The sequence below is a fragment of the Burkholderia sp. BCC1208 genome, from assembly GCF_902833095.1.
Taxonomy (GTDB): domain Bacteria; phylum Pseudomonadota; class Gammaproteobacteria; order Burkholderiales; family Burkholderiaceae; genus Burkholderia.
This window is the reverse complement of the sequence record NZ_CADFDY010000006.1, coordinates 296,371-311,803: the sequence shown is the minus strand read 5'-3', so window position 1 is coordinate 311,803 and position 15,433 is coordinate 296,371. Positions and strand designations below refer to the sequence as shown.

13 protein-coding genes, 1 tRNA gene and 1 pseudogene are annotated in these 15,433 nt (G+C 68.7%); 7 read left to right on the top strand and 8 right to left on the bottom strand.

Annotated features, from left to right (window positions below; translation table 11 throughout):
• Positions 1-96: 96 nt before the first annotated feature.
• Positions 97-750, bottom strand: a complete 654-nt coding sequence (clpP, locus tag HWX09_RS16495; protein ID WP_006496351.1) for an ATP-dependent Clp endopeptidase proteolytic subunit ClpP — start codon at positions 748-750, stop codon at positions 97-99.
• A gap of 140 nt (positions 751-890) precedes the next feature.
• A complete protein-coding gene (tig, locus tag HWX09_RS16490) occupies positions 891-2,237 on the bottom strand; it encodes a trigger factor (RefSeq protein WP_027784689.1) in 1,347 nt (448 codons plus the stop codon).
• Between the two features lie 391 nt (positions 2,238-2,628).
• Here tig and HWX09_RS16485 point away from each other — a divergent pair, with 391 nt between their 5' ends.
• Together HWX09_RS16485 and HWX09_RS16480 are read left to right on the top strand one after the other, a co-directional pair.
• On the top strand, positions 2,629-3,774 hold the full coding sequence (locus HWX09_RS16485; RefSeq protein ID WP_027784690.1) for a glycerate kinase: 1,146 nt from the start codon (positions 2,629-2,631) through the stop codon (positions 3,772-3,774).
• Between the two features lie 62 nt (positions 3,775-3,836).
• Complete coding sequence (locus tag HWX09_RS16480) at positions 3,837-4,286, top strand: MarR family transcriptional regulator (protein ID WP_027784691.1); 450 nt, start codon at positions 3,837-3,839, stop codon at positions 4,284-4,286.
• A gap of 206 nt (positions 4,287-4,492) precedes the next feature.
• Here HWX09_RS16480 and HWX09_RS16475 read toward each other — a convergent pair whose 3' ends face one another.
• Both HWX09_RS16475 and HWX09_RS16470 read right to left on the bottom strand, forming a co-directional pair.
• Complete coding sequence (locus HWX09_RS16475; protein WP_027784692.1) at positions 4,493-5,491, bottom strand: 2-dehydropantoate 2-reductase; 999 nt, start codon at positions 5,489-5,491, stop codon at positions 4,493-4,495.
• Between the two features lie 105 nt (positions 5,492-5,596).
• A complete protein-coding gene (locus tag HWX09_RS16470) occupies positions 5,597-6,748 on the bottom strand; it encodes a LuxR C-terminal-related transcriptional regulator (RefSeq protein WP_027784693.1) in 1,152 nt (383 codons plus the stop codon).
• Positions 6,749-7,050: 302 nt separating this feature from the next.
• Between HWX09_RS16470 and HWX09_RS16465 the strand changes: the two genes are divergently transcribed.
• From HWX09_RS16465 to HWX09_RS16450, 4 genes are all read left to right on the top strand, one after another.
• The gene (locus HWX09_RS16465; RefSeq protein WP_027784694.1) at positions 7,051-8,097 is read left to right on the top strand and encodes a porin; all 1,047 of its coding nucleotides are present in this window, start codon (positions 7,051-7,053) and stop codon (positions 8,095-8,097) included.
• A 21-nt stretch (positions 8,098-8,118) separates the two neighbouring features.
• Positions 8,119-9,327 carry an MFS transporter gene (locus tag HWX09_RS16460; RefSeq protein WP_027784695.1) on the top strand — a complete coding sequence of 403 codons (1,209 nt, stop codon included), beginning with the start codon at positions 8,119-8,121 and terminating at the stop codon, positions 9,325-9,327.
• Between the two features lie 14 nt (positions 9,328-9,341).
• The gene (locus tag HWX09_RS16455; RefSeq protein WP_027784696.1) at positions 9,342-10,451 is read left to right on the top strand and encodes a class II histone deacetylase; all 1,110 of its coding nucleotides are present in this window, start codon (positions 9,342-9,344) and stop codon (positions 10,449-10,451) included.
• A 111-nt stretch (positions 10,452-10,562) separates the two neighbouring features.
• Positions 10,563-10,793 (top strand): membrane protein, encoded by a 231-nt coding sequence (locus HWX09_RS16450; RefSeq protein ID WP_027784697.1) that lies wholly within the window; start codon positions 10,563-10,565, stop codon positions 10,791-10,793.
• Positions 10,794-10,899: 106 nt separating this feature from the next.
• Here HWX09_RS16450 and HWX09_RS33955 read toward each other — a convergent pair.
• Positions 10,900-11,190: pseudogene (locus HWX09_RS33955) on the bottom strand (hypothetical protein); the annotation flags it as partial.
• A gap of 181 nt (positions 11,191-11,371) precedes the next feature.
• Positions 11,372-11,458: transfer RNA gene (locus HWX09_RS16445), tRNA-Leu, on the bottom strand.
• 246 nt (positions 11,459-11,704) lie between these two features.
• On the opposite strand from HWX09_RS16445, the gene hpnD reads away from it, so the two are divergent.
• Positions 11,705-12,538 (top strand): presqualene diphosphate synthase HpnD, encoded by an 834-nt coding sequence (hpnD, locus tag HWX09_RS16440; protein WP_027784698.1) that lies wholly within the window; start codon positions 11,705-11,707, stop codon positions 12,536-12,538.
• A gap of 10 nt (positions 12,539-12,548) precedes the next feature.
• Here the strand turns inward: hpnD and HWX09_RS16435 are convergent, their stop codons facing one another.
• On the bottom strand, positions 12,549-13,769 hold the full coding sequence (locus tag HWX09_RS16435; RefSeq protein WP_027784699.1) for a DUF1501 domain-containing protein: 1,221 nt from the start codon (positions 13,767-13,769) through the stop codon (positions 12,549-12,551).
• Between the two features lie 67 nt (positions 13,770-13,836).
• Positions 13,837-15,339 carry a DUF1800 domain-containing protein gene (locus HWX09_RS16430; RefSeq protein WP_027784700.1) on the bottom strand — a complete coding sequence of 501 codons (1,503 nt, stop codon included), beginning with the start codon at positions 15,337-15,339 and terminating at the stop codon, positions 13,837-13,839.
• Positions 15,340-15,433: the final 94 nt, after the last annotated feature.

The window sequence follows — 15,433 nt, the reverse complement described above, 5'->3', positions numbered from 1 at the left end:
CGACCGGAGCCGGCCGGATGCGCTTGCCGCAGAGGCTCGGGGCGTGCGGAACATAGCAGGGGCGCCGCGCGAATCGGGGCGGCACCCCACTTAAGTTTACGGGCGCTTCAGCAGCACCTGATCGATCAGCCCGTACGCCTTCGCGTCCTCGCTCGACATGAAGTTATCACGGTCGGTGTCGCGCGCGATGCGCTCGACGTCCTGGCCCGTATGCTGCGCGAGCAGGTTGTTCAACCGTTCCTTCAGGTAGAGGATCTCGCGCGCCTGGATCTCGATGTCGGATGCCTGGCCGCGCGCGCCGCCCAGCGGCTGGTGAATCATCACGCGCGAATTCGGCAGCGCGAAGCGCTTGCCCTTCGCACCCGACGCGAGCAGGAACGCGCCCATGCTGGCCGCGAGGCCCATGCACAGGGTCGACACGTCCGGCTTGATGAACTGCATCGTGTCGTAGATCGCCATCCCGGCCGACACCGAGCCGCCCGGGCTGTTGATGTAGAGGCTGATGTCCTTGTCGGGATTCTCGCTCTCGAGGAACAGCAATTGCGCGACCACGAGATTGGCGGTCTGGTCGTTCACTTCGCCGACCATGAACACCAGGCGCTCCTTCAGGAGACGCGAATAGATATCGTACGAACGCTCGCCGCGGCCGCTCGTTTCGACGACGATCGGCACCAGCCCCAGCGCTTGCGCCTCGAAACCCTGCGGCGCGTTCGAAGCAAGCATGTCCAGCAATTCAGCGCGAGTGATCATTCAATGAACCTTGTTCGAATGGAAAATTGAACGGTAGGAAGCCGCCCGCTCAATCGCCATATTAATGGCAACCGTGCGCTTGACGTAAAAACGGCGTGCGGGCCGTCGCTCCGACAGCCGGCACGCCGCTAGAGCGACACTTACGCTTGCGCCGATGCGCTCGCGAGTGCCTCGAAGCTCACTTCCTTGTCCGTCACCTTGGCCTTGCCCAGCACGAAATCGACGACGTTGCTTTCAACGACGAACGCTTCCATCTCGGCGAGGCGCTGCTGGTTGGAATAATACCAGCGGACCACTTCCTTCGGGTCTTCGTAGCTCTTCGCGAACTCGTCGACTTCCGCGCGGATCTGTTCCGGCTTCGCTTCGAGGCCGTTCGACTTCACCAGCTCGGCCAGCACGAGGCCCAGCTTCACGCGGCGCTCCGCCTGCTCGGCGAACATCTCGGCCGGGATCGGTGCGTCCTTCGCGTTCGGCACGCCGCGCTGCGCCAGGTCCTGGCGAGCCATTTCGACGAGACGTTGCTGGTCCTGCTCGATCAGCGCCTTCGGCACGTCGAGTTCGGAAATCTTCAGCAGCGCGTCCATCACCTGGTTCTTGACGATCGACTGCGTGCGGCGCTTCGCTTCGCGCTCGAGGTTTTCCTTGATCTCGGCGCGCATCTTCGTGAGGTCGCCGTCTTCGATACCGAGCGACTTCGCGAATTCGGCGTCGATTTCCGGCAGGTGCGGCCACTCGATCTTCTTCATCGTGACCGTGAACTGCGCCGTTTTGCCGGCGACGTCCTTGCCGTGGTAGTCATCCGGGAACTTGAGGTCGAACGTACGCTGTTCGCCGACCTTCAGGCCCAGCGCCGCCGTTTCGAATTCCGGCAGCATGCGGCCTTCGCCGAGCACGAACGGGAAATCTTCGGCCGTGCCGCCCTGGAACGCGACGTCGTCGATCTTGCCGACGAAGTCGACCGTCACGCGGTCGCCGTCCGTCGCCGCGGTGTCAGCACCGCCGTCGCCGTGCTCGCCGGCTTCGCCGCGTGCGTGGTAGTGCACGCGCTGCTTGCGCAGGATGTCCAGCGTGCGGTCGATTTCGGCGTCGCCGATCGACGTCGTCGAGCGTTCGACTTCAGCCGTCGCCAGATCGCCGATCTTCACTTCCGGGTAGACCTCGAACGTCGCGTCGAACGCGTACGCATCTTCGGCTTGTTCCTGCTTCGGCTCGAAGCTCGGCTGGCCGGCGACGCGCAGGTTTTCCGCGCGGCTGATCGTGAAGAATTCCTGGCCGATCTTGTCGCTCAGCACTTCCGCCTCGACCTGACCCGAGTACTGTTGCGCGACCATCTTCAGCGGCACCTTGCCCGGGCGGAAACCCGGCATGCGAACGTTCTTCGCGAGTTTCTGGATGCGGGCGTCGATTTCCTTCTGCACGGTGTCTTTCGGCAAAGAAATCGTCACGCGGCGTTCAAGCTTGCCGAGGTTCTCAACAACGTTAGCCATGGCTTCAATCGTCCTAAAATTATTCGAGCGAATCGGGTTTTCCTTGCCGTGCCTGCCTGCAGCGTGAGGTGCGTCGCACTCACACGCCGCGCCGGAGCGCCACGCCATCCCTGCACGCGCCGAATGGCTAGCGCAAGCGGCTCGGAGCACGGCTTTGGCCGGAAGAATCGACTATTCTAGCAAACAATTTTCCTCGTACCGCCAGATCGGCGCGACTCGCGTGTGTCCCGCTCCATCGACGGCCCGTCGCACGACCCTGCACGCGGATCGCCGCTATGCCGAACGGCGTATCCACCCCGGGCCCACCATCCTGTAAGCTCCGATAGCGTGTGAGCCACCTGCGTGGCCCGACTCTTCTTTCTTCACACCAATCACGCCTTCCGGAGACACCATGCCGCAACACCCGTCCGCGCCTGTCGTCGTCATCGCGCCCGATTCGTTCAAAGGCTCGCTTTCCGCCGAGCAGGTCGCGGACGCGATCGCCACCGGCATTCGCCGCGCCCGGCCCGACGCCGTGGTGCGCTGCTGCCCGATGGCCGACGGCGGCGAAGGCACGCTCGACGCGATGCTGGCGGGCGGCGGCACGCGGCGCACGCTGCGGGTGGCCGGCGCGTCGCTGGCGGCGCGCGACGCGGCGGTGGGCGTGATCGATGCGCGCACCGCGATCGTCGAGACGGCCGAGATCGTCGGCATTACCGACCCGGTCGGCATGAGCGTGCCGGTCGACGCGCGCAGCACGCGCGGAATGGGCGAGGCGATCCGCGCGCTGCTCGACGACGGCGTGCGCCGCTTCTTCGTCGCGCTCGGCGGCAGCAGCACCAACGACGCGGGCGCCGGGCTGCTCGCGGGCCTCGGCCTGCAGTGCTTCGACGCGGGCGACCAGCCGGTCGAGCCCGTGCCGTCGCGGCTCGCCGACATTGCGCGGATCGACGCGTCGGGGCTCGATCCGCGTCTGAAGGAAACGGAATTCGTCGGCATGTCCGACGTGGACAACCCGCTGACGGGCGCGCATGGCGCCACCGCCGTGTTCGGTCCGCAAAAGGGCGTGACGGCCGCGCAGGTCGCGCTCCTCGATGCGGCCCTCGCCTGCTTCGCCGACCTGCTCGAAGCCGCGCTCGACCGCCGCGGCCGCGATCTGCCGGGCGCGGGCGCCGCGGGGGGCCTCGGTTTCGCGCTGCACATGCTCGGTGCACGCTTCGAGGCCGGTGCCGAAGTGGTGGCGCGCCAGGTCGGGCTCGACGCCGCCCTGGCCGGCGCCGATTGGCTGATCACCGGCGAAGGCCGCTCCGATGTGCAGACGCTGCACGGCAAGGCGCCGTTCATCGCGTGCCGCCACGCGCGGGCCGCCGGCGTGAGCGCATCGCTGCTGTCGGGCGCGGTCGACCCGGCCGCGCTGCCGCGCCTGTCCGAGCATTTCGCCGGCTGTTTTTCGCCGGCGCCCGGGCCGATCACGCTCGACGTCGCGATCCGCGACGCGGCCAACCTGCTCGCGAACGAAGCAGAACAGTTGACACGCCTGAAGTACGGTGCACACTGACCGTTGACCCGAGCGCGCGATACAGGAACAATCGGGCCCGCCCTTTTTCTTCAGGATTCGACATGAAAGGCCGTTCAGCCGGGCTCGATCAGTTTCTGACCTATCGCCTCCATGCGCTCACGAAGCGTTCCGACCGCGGGATCGGCGAGGTGTACCGGCACAAGCTCGACATCTCGCTGCCCGAGGCGCGCGTGATCGCCGCCGTCGGCGCGTTCGGCCCGTTCTCGATCATGGATCTCGCGCGCCACACCAATCTCGACAAGAGCCAGGCAAGCCGCGCGGCCGAAGCCCTGCTGCGTCAGGGGCTGCTAGAGCGCAGCGCGAGCGAGGAAGACGGCCGGATCGTGCTGATCGCGCTGACCCCTGACGGCCGCGCGCTGCATCGCAAGATCATGCCGATCGTGCGCAAGTGGAACGACGGCTTGCTCGCGTGCCTGTCCGACAGCGAACGTCAGACGTTCGAGCGGCTGCTCGACAAGGTCGTTGCGCACGCAGTCGAACGCGACGACTGAGCCGAATGTCGGCCTCGGCATCGCCGGTTCGCCGGTTTGCCGAGCACTGCCGGCAGCATTGATCCGAGGAATCGTACAGGTCGCCCGGGTCGCGTCACGCGCGATCCGGGCGGCCTGTCTTGCATCATGCGGCGGCATCGCGCGAAGCGCGCGGGGTCACGTTGCCGGCGTTGCCGACGGCCGCTAATTCAGCGGCCTCGTGTGCATTACAACCCGCTGTTCGCCGCGCGCTGACGCAACAATCCGAGCACCGCGTCGCAGTACGGCGTCGGCACGCCAAGCTTGCGGCCGAGTTCCGGAAACACGCCGAGGATCGGCCCGATCTCGAGCGAGCGCCCCGCCTCGAAATCCTGCAGCATCGACGTCTTGAACGCGCCGAGCTTGCGCGTGACCGCGATCCGCTCGGGGCCGCTCATCCCGGTGGACAAGCCGAGCTTCGCGCCGATCGAAGCCGCCTCCTCCATCATCCGCAGCGCGAGATCCTGCGTGAACGGATCGTCGAGCAACTGCTCGGCCGTCGACCCGGTCAATGCGCTCAGCGGGTTCATGTTCATGTTGCCCCACAGCTTCGTCCAGATCTCGGTCCGGATCGCGGGCGTCGACTCGACGTCGAAACCGCCGGCCGTGAGCGCCGCGGCGAACCGCGCCGTGGCCGTATCGAGCCGCGGATCGGGCGTGCCGACGATCAGCCGGTTGCCGCGCCCGCGGCGCACGACGCCCGGCGCGTCGGTACTCGACGACAGGTGCACGACGCAGCCGATCGCCTGCGCGGGCGGCAACGCGGCCGACACCGCACCGGCCGGATCGACCGCATCGAGCGGCACGCCGTCGAGCGCCCCTTCGAGCCCGTGCGTGAACCACCACGGCAGCCCGTTCATCGCCGCGACGATCACCGTATCCGGCCCGACCAGCGGCGCAATGCGCGCGGCCAGCGCCGGCAGCGCCTGCGCCTTCAGCGCGATCACCACGTAGTCCTGCACACCGAGCGCGGCCGCATCGTCGCTCGCGCGCACCGGCACCGACGCGGTTGCGCCCGCCTCGTCGATCACGCGCACGCCGTGCGTATTCAGCGCATCGAGCGTCGCACCGCGTGCGTATGCGCTCACGGTCATGCCGGCTTTCGACAACGCGGCCGCGAGCAATCCGCCGATCGCGCCGACCCCGACCACCGCCGCGCGCACCGACCCTGAATTCGTGTCGTTCATGATGAAATTCCGTCTCCCGGGAGCTGACGAGCATAACGCTCAATGGTTGCGGGCACAACCTTTCAGGCGGCGTACCGCGGATCGTGCGGTACGCGCTCGTGCCTCTCAGCGCGGCATGCCGCCCGCTTCCACCGCTTCGTCGTCGATCGCGCCGCTGCTCGCGCCGAGCACGCCGGCGATCTGGCTCTTGTCGTGCATGCCGAGCTTGCGGTACGCGCAGCGCAGATAGTGGCGCACGGTCGTCGGCGAGATCGCCATCTGCTGCGCGACTTCCTTGTGCGAACGGCCGGTGCCGTAATAGCGGATCGCCGCGAGCTCGCGCGGGCTCAGCCGGTCGAGCAGCGAGCGCGGCCGCGCCTCGATCTGGAACAGCCCCGCGACGGGCACGCACTGGATGCGCAGTGCGTCGCCGACGAACGGCCGGCCCGGCTGGCGCCGCAGGTGCGCGACGAGCGGCTCCGGCACGCGTGCACCGACCCAGGCCGGCCATTCGGTGCGCAGCACGTCGTCGAAACCGTGATCGGCATGGTGCAGCACACCGAAGTTGTCGCACAGCGCACGCGCCGCCGGCGCGACCGTGTCGGCGCGCTCGCGTTCGCGCGTGAGCTGCGCGGCGCGATTGATCGTCAAGGCGGCCGCGAGATGCGGAATGACTTCCTCGAAACGATGCGCGTCGTCGTCGCTGAACGGCCGGTTCAGGCCCTGACGGTAGATCGACACGAACGTCGTCAGGCCGAAGCGGCGATCGAGCGTACACACAAACATCAGTTGCGCGAGCCCGTACTTCACGCACCAGTCGCGAAACCGCCCATCGAGCCCCGGCTCGACGACCGACAGCCGCACCGCGCGGCCGTGCGCGCCGTGCAACGTGCGGTGCGCGAGCGGGTCGCAATCGCGCACGCGCTTCCAGTCGGTGAAGAACGCGTGCGGCAACCGGTACAAAAAGCTGTTGTGCATCACCGGGCCGGTCGGCACATGGGTCGCGACGCCCGTCCACGCGGCATCGAACGGAACGAGCGCCTGCAGCAGCGAAAAGAACCGGTATTCGAATTCGCCGATGGCGGACTGCGCGGCCACCGCGTACAGGTCGAGCAGCATCAGCCCGAGTGCGCGCTGCGCTGCGTCGCCGCGCGTGACGCCATCGAAATCGGCACGCCGGGACGGCAGCGGCGGCCACGCGCGTTCGTCGAGCACGATGGCGGCCGGCACGTCGCGCAGCGCGTCGAGATCCTGCCCGATATCCGTCGTGATCCTCACCTTCCGCTCTCCTGTCCGGTCGGGCTGCTGATGTGCGCAACGACACCGGCCGATTATAGCGAGCGACTTTTTTGGCGGGCCACGACGCCGGAACGCTCGCCAGCCCCATCCATTTGAACGGTACATCGCACGTTGCTGCTGCGCAGCACGGCGCGCGGCGGCATCGCGCGGCGTTCACGCCGCGCACCGCGGGTTTTCCGCACCGTTCATCTGGACGACTGTTCGACGGTTTTCCCGCTGCGGACACTGCGTCGCGATGACACCAACGACGCACCGATGCAGGAAGGTATGGAGAACCCCACGTGACGAGACCCCACTTCATCCGCACGGCCGCGGCCGCCGCGACGCTTGCCGTGTGCGGTGCCGCCGCGCATGCGCAGTCCACCCTCACGCTGTACGGCGCGCTCGACGCCGGCGTGCAATACCTGACGCACGCCGACGGGCACCATTCGGCCGTGCAGTTGCAGAACTACGGCATCCTGCCTTCGCAGTTCGGGATCAAGGGCCGTGAGGATCTCGGCGGCGGGTGGCGGGCGCTGTTCAAGCTCGAACAGGGCTTCAACGTCAACGACGGCGCCCCGACCGTGCGCGGCTACGCGTTCTTCCGCGGTGCATACGTGGGCATCGCTGGGCCGGTGGGCACCGTCACGCTCGGCCGCCAGTTCAGCGTGCTGTTCGACAAGACACTGTTCTACGACCCGCTCTGGTATGGGTCGTACAGCGGCCAGGGCGTGCTCGTGCCGATGAACGCGAACTTCATCGACCACTCGGTCAAATACCAGTCGCCGACGTTCGCCGGCTTCGACGTCGAAGCGCTCGCCGCGACCTCCGGCGTCGCGGGCAATACGCGCGCCGGGCGCGTGCTCGAGCTCGGCGGCCAGTACACGAGCAACGGCCTGTCGGCGAGCGCGGTGCTGCATCAGGCGCACGGCGACGTATCGGCGGCGGCCGATGCGTCCGCGCGGCGCCGCGAACTCGGCACGCTCGCCGCACGTTATGCGTTCGCCACGCTGCCGCTCACCGTGTATGCGGGCGTCGAACGCCTGACCGGCGACCTCGACGCGGCCCGCACGATCGTCTGGGGCGGTGCGCGCTACCTGACGTCGAGCGGGATCGGCCTGAACGCGGGCGTCTACCACACCGATTCGCGCACGCCGGCGATCGGCCACCCGACGCTGTTCATCGCGAGCACCACGTACGCGCTGTCCAAACGCACCGTCGCATACGTGAACCTCGGCTATGCGCGCAACAGCGGCCAGAGCTCGCAGACCGTCTACGAATACGACCCGACGCCGCTCGCCGGTGCGTCGCAGTTCGGCGCGATGGTCGGCATGTACCACCTGTTCTGATTCCCCCAACGAGATCCCGCCATGAAAACCCTCTCCCCCGATGCCGCCCTCCCGCCCGACGGCCGCGCGTCGACGTTCGCGCGCTCGACGCTCGTCGCGCTCGTCGTGTTCGCGGCCATCACGCCGCTGTTGCTGCTCGTGGCGCCCGCCGTCGCCGGTCAGCTCGCCACGCAGCTCGGCTTGTCCGCGTCGCAGATCGGCACCTACTTCTTCGTCGAACTCGGCGCGTTCAGCCTCGCGACCGTGCCGTCGTACCTGTGGCTCGGACGAGTCGACGCACGCCGCGTAGCGGCGTTCGCCGTCGCGCTGTTCGGCGCTGGCAACCTGCTGACTGCGCTGTGGATGCCGGGGTTTGCCGCGCTGCTCGCGCTGCGCGCCATCACCGCGCTCGGCGGCGGCTCGCTGATGGTGCTCTGCATGACGAGCGCGGCGACGAGCAGGAACAGCGACCGCGTGTACGGCCTGTGGGTCGTCGGCCAGTTGATCGCGGGCGCGATCGGCCTGTTCGTGCTGCCGCACGTGTTCGCCGCGTTCGGGCTGCGCGCGCTGTACATCGCGCTCGCCGTGCTCGCGCTGCTCGCGGCGCCGCTGTCGCGCGGCTTTCCGTCGTCGCTCGGCACGCGGACGGCATCCGCATATACGGCGCGCGGCGACGCGCCGCCGACGCCGCGCCGCTTCGTCGTGCTCGCCATCGGCGCGGTGCTGACGTTCTATCTCGCGATCGGCAGCGTATGGACGTTCGCGAGCCGCGCGGCGGCCGAGGCCGGGCTCGATCCGCAGTCGACCGGCAACGTGCTCGCAATCGCGAGCGTGATGGGGATCGCCGGCGCGGCGCTCGCGTCGTGCGCGGGCGGCCGGCTCGCGCGGCGCGCGATGCTGGCGGCGGGCTACGCGCTGCTCGCGGCGTCGCTCGTCGCGCTCGCCGCGATGCGTGACACCGGCGGCTACAGCGCGGCGATCTTCGCGTTCAAGTTCGCGTGGACCTTCGTGCTGCCGTTCGTTCTCGCGACGGTCGCGCAGATCGACACGTCGGGCCGCCTCGTCGCGACACTGAACTTCGTGATCGGCGCGGCGCTCGCCGCCGGCCCGCTGCTGGCCGGGCTGATGCTCGACGCCGGCGGCACGATGCGCGCGCTGTTCGCGGCCGCGACGGCCGTCGCGATCGTGTCGTTCGCCGCGCTGCGCCACATCGATCGCCGCGCGCGCCCTTCCGTTTCCTCCCAACCGTGACAGGTCACGCATCCATGAATCGCACTGCCTTTTTCACCGACGAACGCACTTTCTGGCATACCGGCGGCACGCACGCGTTGTTCTTCCCGGTCGGCGGCTGGGTCCAGCCCCCGTCGAGCGCGGGCTACGCGGAATCGCCCGATTCGAAGCGCCGCTTCCTGTCGCTCGTGCAGGCGTCGGGCCTGGCCGCGCGGCTCGACCTGCACGGCGCCGAACCCGCGACCACCACCGACCTGCTGCGCATTCATCCGGCGCACTATCTCGACGCGTTCCGCGCGCTGAGCGACGCGAACGGCGGCGACCTCGGCGATCTCGCGCCATTCGGCAAGGGCAGCTACGAGATCGCCGCGCTGTCGGCCGGTCTCGCGATCGCGGCGGTCGATGCGGTCGTCGGCGAGCGCGCGGCGAATGCGTTCTCGCTGTCGCGGCCGCCCGGCCATCACTGCCTGCGCGACCGCCCGATGGGCTTCTGCATGCTCGCGAACATCCCGATCGCGATCGAGGCTGCCCGCGCGAAGTACGGCATCGAGCGCGTCGCGGTGATCGACTGGGACGTGCATCACGGCAACGGCACGCAGTCGATCTACTACGACGATCCGGATACGCTGACGATCTCGCTGCACCAGGACCGCTGCTTCCCGCCCGGCTACAGCGGCGCGGACGATCGCGGCGAAGGCGCCGGCGTCGGCGCGAACCTGAACGTGCCGCTGCTCGCGGGCAGCGGCGACGACGCATACCGGTATGCGTTCGAGCGGATCGTGCTGCCGGCGCTGGCGCGTTTCCGCCCCGAGCTGATCGTCATCGCGAGCGGCCTCGACGCGAGCGCGGTCGATCCGCTCGCGCGCATGCAGTTGCATACCGACAGCTACCGGTTCATGACCCGTGCGGTGAAAGAAGCCGCACAACGCCATTGCGGCGGGCGGCTCGTGATCGTTCACGAAGGCGGCTATTCGGAGGCGTACGTACCGTTCTGCGGGCTGGCGATCGTCGAGGAACTGGCCGGCGTGCGCACCGAGGTCGCCGATCCGATGCTCGACCTGGCGATCGCGCAGCAGCCGGGCGAGCGGTTCGTCGCGTTCCAGCGCGAGCTGCTCGACGAACTGGCCGTGTCGTTCGGGTTGTAACGCGCGCTGACAAACGATACCGGGCCGGCATGCGCCGGCCCTTGCGCGATCGGTACGGATGGGGTTTCCTGTGTCTTTACCCCTGTTCCGGCCCGAGGCCGCACTTTTCCGATGAAATCGTCCCCGCGCGATAACAACGACACCGCCAAAACGCGCCGCCAGCCGTCGAAGCTGGCCCTGAACATCGCCGCCGTGACGGTCGGCCTCATCACGTTCGCGATCGGCGCGGCGTGGGTGATCTATAGCTGGATCGTCGATCGCGAAGCGCAGTATTTCGCGATTCCGCTGGTGTTCTCGGTGCCGGTGATCGTGGCCGTCGCGATTCGCAGCTTCTGGGAATAGGCGTGCCGGAAACGACGAAGCGCCGCGGTCGAGCGACGCGAGGCGCTTCGTATCGCGCTCGTTTCAACCGAAGCGGTACGCTCCGCGATCCGCGTGCCAGCGAGCACAGGCCGGGACGCGGGCACGGATTGGGGGCTGCGCCCTGATATCCGCCGGCGACGGCACCTAGCGCGGCGCCCGCCAGCGACGTGCCGAGCGCTTTCAACACACCCTCCGTCGACAGCGGCTCGCCGCTCGACATCACACGCCCCGAGTACGCGGAGCATGCGGACGACGATGCAACCGTCTTCACGGGTGTGGCGCTCCACGCGACGTTGTCGGCAGGCGTATTGGCGAAGGCCGGCGCGGCCAGCAGCAGCGCGAGAACGGAAATCGGGATGCGTACGGTGTGTTTCATCGGCGGCCCCTTGTGTCGTTGTACTGCTTGTACGAAAAGTGGCCACGATATTACACGCGGCCGGCTTGTCGGACGAGGCCGGATGCCGGGCGACGAAACCGGCGTCAATAAAAAAGCGCTGCGGTCAGCCGACCGGCAGCGCTTTTTCGCGAACGCCCCCGACGGGGACACGTTCGACTTCTGGTGCGTGAGGCCGGACTCGAACCGGCACACCCTTGCGGGCGTCAGGACCTAAACCTGGTGCGTCTACCAATTTCGCCACTCACGCGCATTTCCGTCGCCTGACCGCACGGGACGCAAGATGCGTGCTCCACGCGCCCGGGACCGCTCGGGACACGTCAGCCAGCCCGAAAACCGGCACGCCCGATCAGGCGAGCGCGAGATTCTACCCGATCCGTGCGGCCTTGTCTCGCCCCGCCGGCGCCCGTCGTGCCGCGGTGCTAGAATGCCGCGCTCGACGTTTCGGCAGCGCGCCGCCGCGCGTCCCCCGAACCCGCCCCACCCGATTGAGCCCGTGAACTTCGACGACTACTGTCAGCAAAAGGCCGCCCCCGCAGGTTCCAGCGTCTACTACGCGCTGCGCCAGGCGCCGCTCGCCACGCAGCCGCGCCTGACCGCGCTGTTCGCGCTGCGCCGCGAACTCGAGGAAACCGTCAAGGAAACCAGCGATCCGACCATCGGGCACACGAAGCTCGCGTGGTGGCACAAGGAACTCGCGGCGCTGGCCGACGGACAACCGTCGCACCCCGTCACGAAGGCGCTCGCACAGCATCACCCGGCGATCGCCGTCGAGGCCGATGCGCTGCGCACGCTCGTCAACGGTTACGGGATGGACCTCGAACAGGCGCGCTACCTCGATTTCGCGAACCTGCAGCGCTATATCGCGCAGGTCGGCGGCACCTTCGCGTCGCTGGTCGCCCGCGCCAGTTCGGCGAACCCGGCCGCCCCGCAACCGTGGGCCGCGGACGTCGGCCGCGCGCTGATGCTCGCGCAATTCGTGCAGGAACTCGGCAACGACGCGCGCCACGGCCGCATCTATCTGCCGATCGACGAACTGCAGCGCTACGACGTGACCGCGGCCGATCTGCTGAACCGCCGCTACAGCCCGGCATTCACCGAATTGCTGCAATTCCAGACGACCCGCGCGCGCGACGCGCTCGCGGCAGCCGATGCGGCGATTCCCGCCGCCGAACGCCGCGCGCAGCGCACGCTGCGCGCGCAGATCGCGCTGGCCGGCGCGCTGCTCGACGAAATCGCGCGCGACGGCTACCAGGTGCTGCACCAGCGCATCGCGCTGACGCCGATCCGCAAGCTGTGGATCGCGTGGCGCGCCGCGCGCCGCCGTTAAGCGGCGCGCATCACGCCTTCAGCAGCGGCAGCGTGTCGAAACGCTGCTGCAGCACGCGCGTCGCGTCGAGCCCCCACCACGGCCCGAGCACGGTCGCGTAAAGCTGGCGGAAATCGACCGCGACCGGCAGGTTGCCGTTGCCGTCGAGCCGCCCGAGCGCCGGCGGCGCACCGTACAGCCCGCCCGCCACGCGGCCGCCCATCACGAAATGCGGGGCGGCCGTGCCGTGATCGGTGCCGTTGCTCTGGTTCTCGCGCACGCGCCGCCCGAATTCCGCATACGTCATCACGAGCGTCTCGTTCCAGCGCCCCAGTTCGATCAGCGCTGCGCGCATCGCGCTCATCCCTTCCGCGAACTGCTTGAGCAGCGCGGCGTGCTGCCCCGGCTGGTTCTGATGCGTGTCGAAGCCGTTGAGCGTCAGGCGCAGCACCGCGACACCGTCCTGCGCGCCGGGCCCGGACGCTTCGCACGCGGCCAGCACCTGCATCGCGGTCTTCACCGACGTGCCGAACGCACCGGCCGGAAACGCCGTCCTGAATTCCCGCATGCCGCCGCGCGGGCGCAGCCGGTCGGCCGCCTTCACGATGTCGTTCTCGACGTCGATGATGTGCGCGAGCGCCGGGTTCTGCTCGCGCAGCGACGACGGCTCGGCGAGCCGGGCCGCACGGATGAACTGCGCGGGATTGACGAGCGCGATCGCGCGCGCGCCATTCGACAGCGGCCCCATCTCGGCGCTGCCGAGCACGACGCCGTCCGCCGCGAAACCGGGCGGCACGGGCGCCTGCGCGAACGTGCGCGTGAGCCAGCCTTCGTGCAGGTACTGATCCGAGCGCGATGCGGTGTCCCAGATCTCGATCGAGCGGAAATGCGACAGGTTCGGCTGCGGATAGCCGACACCCTGCACGACCGCGACCTGCCCGTCGCGCCACAGCGGCATCAGCGGCGCGAGCGACGGGTGCAGCCCCGTCTGCGCGTCGAGCTGCAGCACCTGCTCGCGCTTGATGCCGATGCCGCGCCGGAACGAGTAGTACAGCGGGTCCGCGTACGGCACCACCGTGTTGAGGCCGTCGTTGCCGCCCTTCAGCTCGACGAGGATCAGCACGTTCGCATACCCGGCCGCCGGCTTTCGCCCGGCCTGCGGCGCGGCGGCCGCCATCGCGGGCGCCTGCCACATCGACACGCCGGCCGCCGCCGCGGCGCCCGTCAGCGTCAGAAAATCACGTCGGTTCATCGCACGTCCTTTGGTTCGCCGCCCGGCGCCTTTGCCGCGGCGGCCGCCCGCTTCGTCGTTGTTCGGATCATTTCAGTTGATAGGCCGGATCCATCAGCAGCGCCTCGAGATACGCGCTGCCGGTCGAATCCGTGTCGATCGCCGCGACCGGCGAGAGTTGCAGCACCGCGTGCTGCAACTGCAGCTCGGTCGATAACCCCGCGATCGCCTGCGGCCGCGCACGATACTGGGCGAGCCAGCGCTCGAGGTCGAAACGCAAGCCGCCGCGCGCCGGCTTCGCGGGCATGCCGCGCTGGCCGGCGGCGGACGCCGCGCTGGCCACCGGCATCGCATGCGCATGCGCGTTCGGCGACGGCGGAATCCCACGGGCCGGCGGGCGCATGCCGGCCGTCTCGGTCGCGCGGAACAACTGCTCGACGAACTGCTTGCGCGACAGCAGCGTGGTGCTGTTGATCCACAGCGCGCCGCCCGGCCAGCCCTTCACGTTCGGCGGATAGAACAGGTTCTGTCCGAGCGTGCGCACGGTGTTCGCGAGCATCTGCGGATCGCCGTACGCCACGTCGAACAGTCGCACCGACCCGACCACGAATTCCGCCGGCGACTTGACCAGCACGCCGCGGTTGCGCGGATCCCAGAACGCGTCGGTCGACCACAGCGCGGCGAGCGCCGCGCGAATATCGTAGCCGCTCGCGCGAAACCGCTCGGCCACCGCGTCGAGCGCACGCGGCTCCGGCGTATCGGACACGAACTCGCGCCACAGCTTGCCGGCGATGAAGCGCGCGGTGCCCGGCCGCTTCAGCAGGATGTCGAGAAAGCCGTCGCCGTCGAACGGCCCGGTTTCGCCGAGGATCGTCTTGTCGCCGGCATCGTGCCATTCGGGCCGCACCGCGAAGCGCAGCGTGTCGGGATCGACCGTCCAGCCCGTCATCGCGCGCGCGGCCTCGGTCACGTCGTATTGCGTGTAATGCCCTTCGCCGAGCGTGAACAGCTCCATCACCTCGCGCGCGAAATTCTCGTTCGGACGACCCTTGCGATTGCTCGCGCCGTCGAGATACTGCAGCATCGCCGGATCCTTCGCGACCGCGTGCAGCAGCGTGCCGAAGTTGCCGAGCGCCTCGCGGCGAAACAGCGCGTTCTGCGCGGCCATCGTCTGCGGATAAGACACCTTGTCCTGCCCGGACGTGAAATGCCCGTGCCAGAACAGCGTCATGCGCTCGGTGAGCGGCGACGGCGTCGCGACCATCTCGTTGACCCAGGCCGCACGCAACGTGTCGTAGCGGCGATTGCGCTCGCGCTGCTCGTCGCGCCGCATCTCGGGCGTCAGTGCCTGGCGCTGCGCACGCGTCGGCGGCGGCTCGGCGAGCCAGTCGGGCCACGTCGTGACGGGTTCGCGTCGCGCGCTGCCGAGCGTATCGGCCACGACCTGCGCACGCGTCATGCCGACGATGCGCGCGACCTCGGCGGGAGCGGGAGAGAAACCGGTGCGACTGAGGAAAAACAGCGCGTCGTCGGCATCGAGCGGCGACTGCATGGCAGGCGACGGCGCCGGTGCGGCAGCGTTCGCTTTCATCGTCATGGACTCCCGGAACGCACCGGCGGTGCGGATGCCCGTACAACGGCATTCGGCAGCCGAAAGTTGACGGAAAAAGTGCTACGAATTCTTT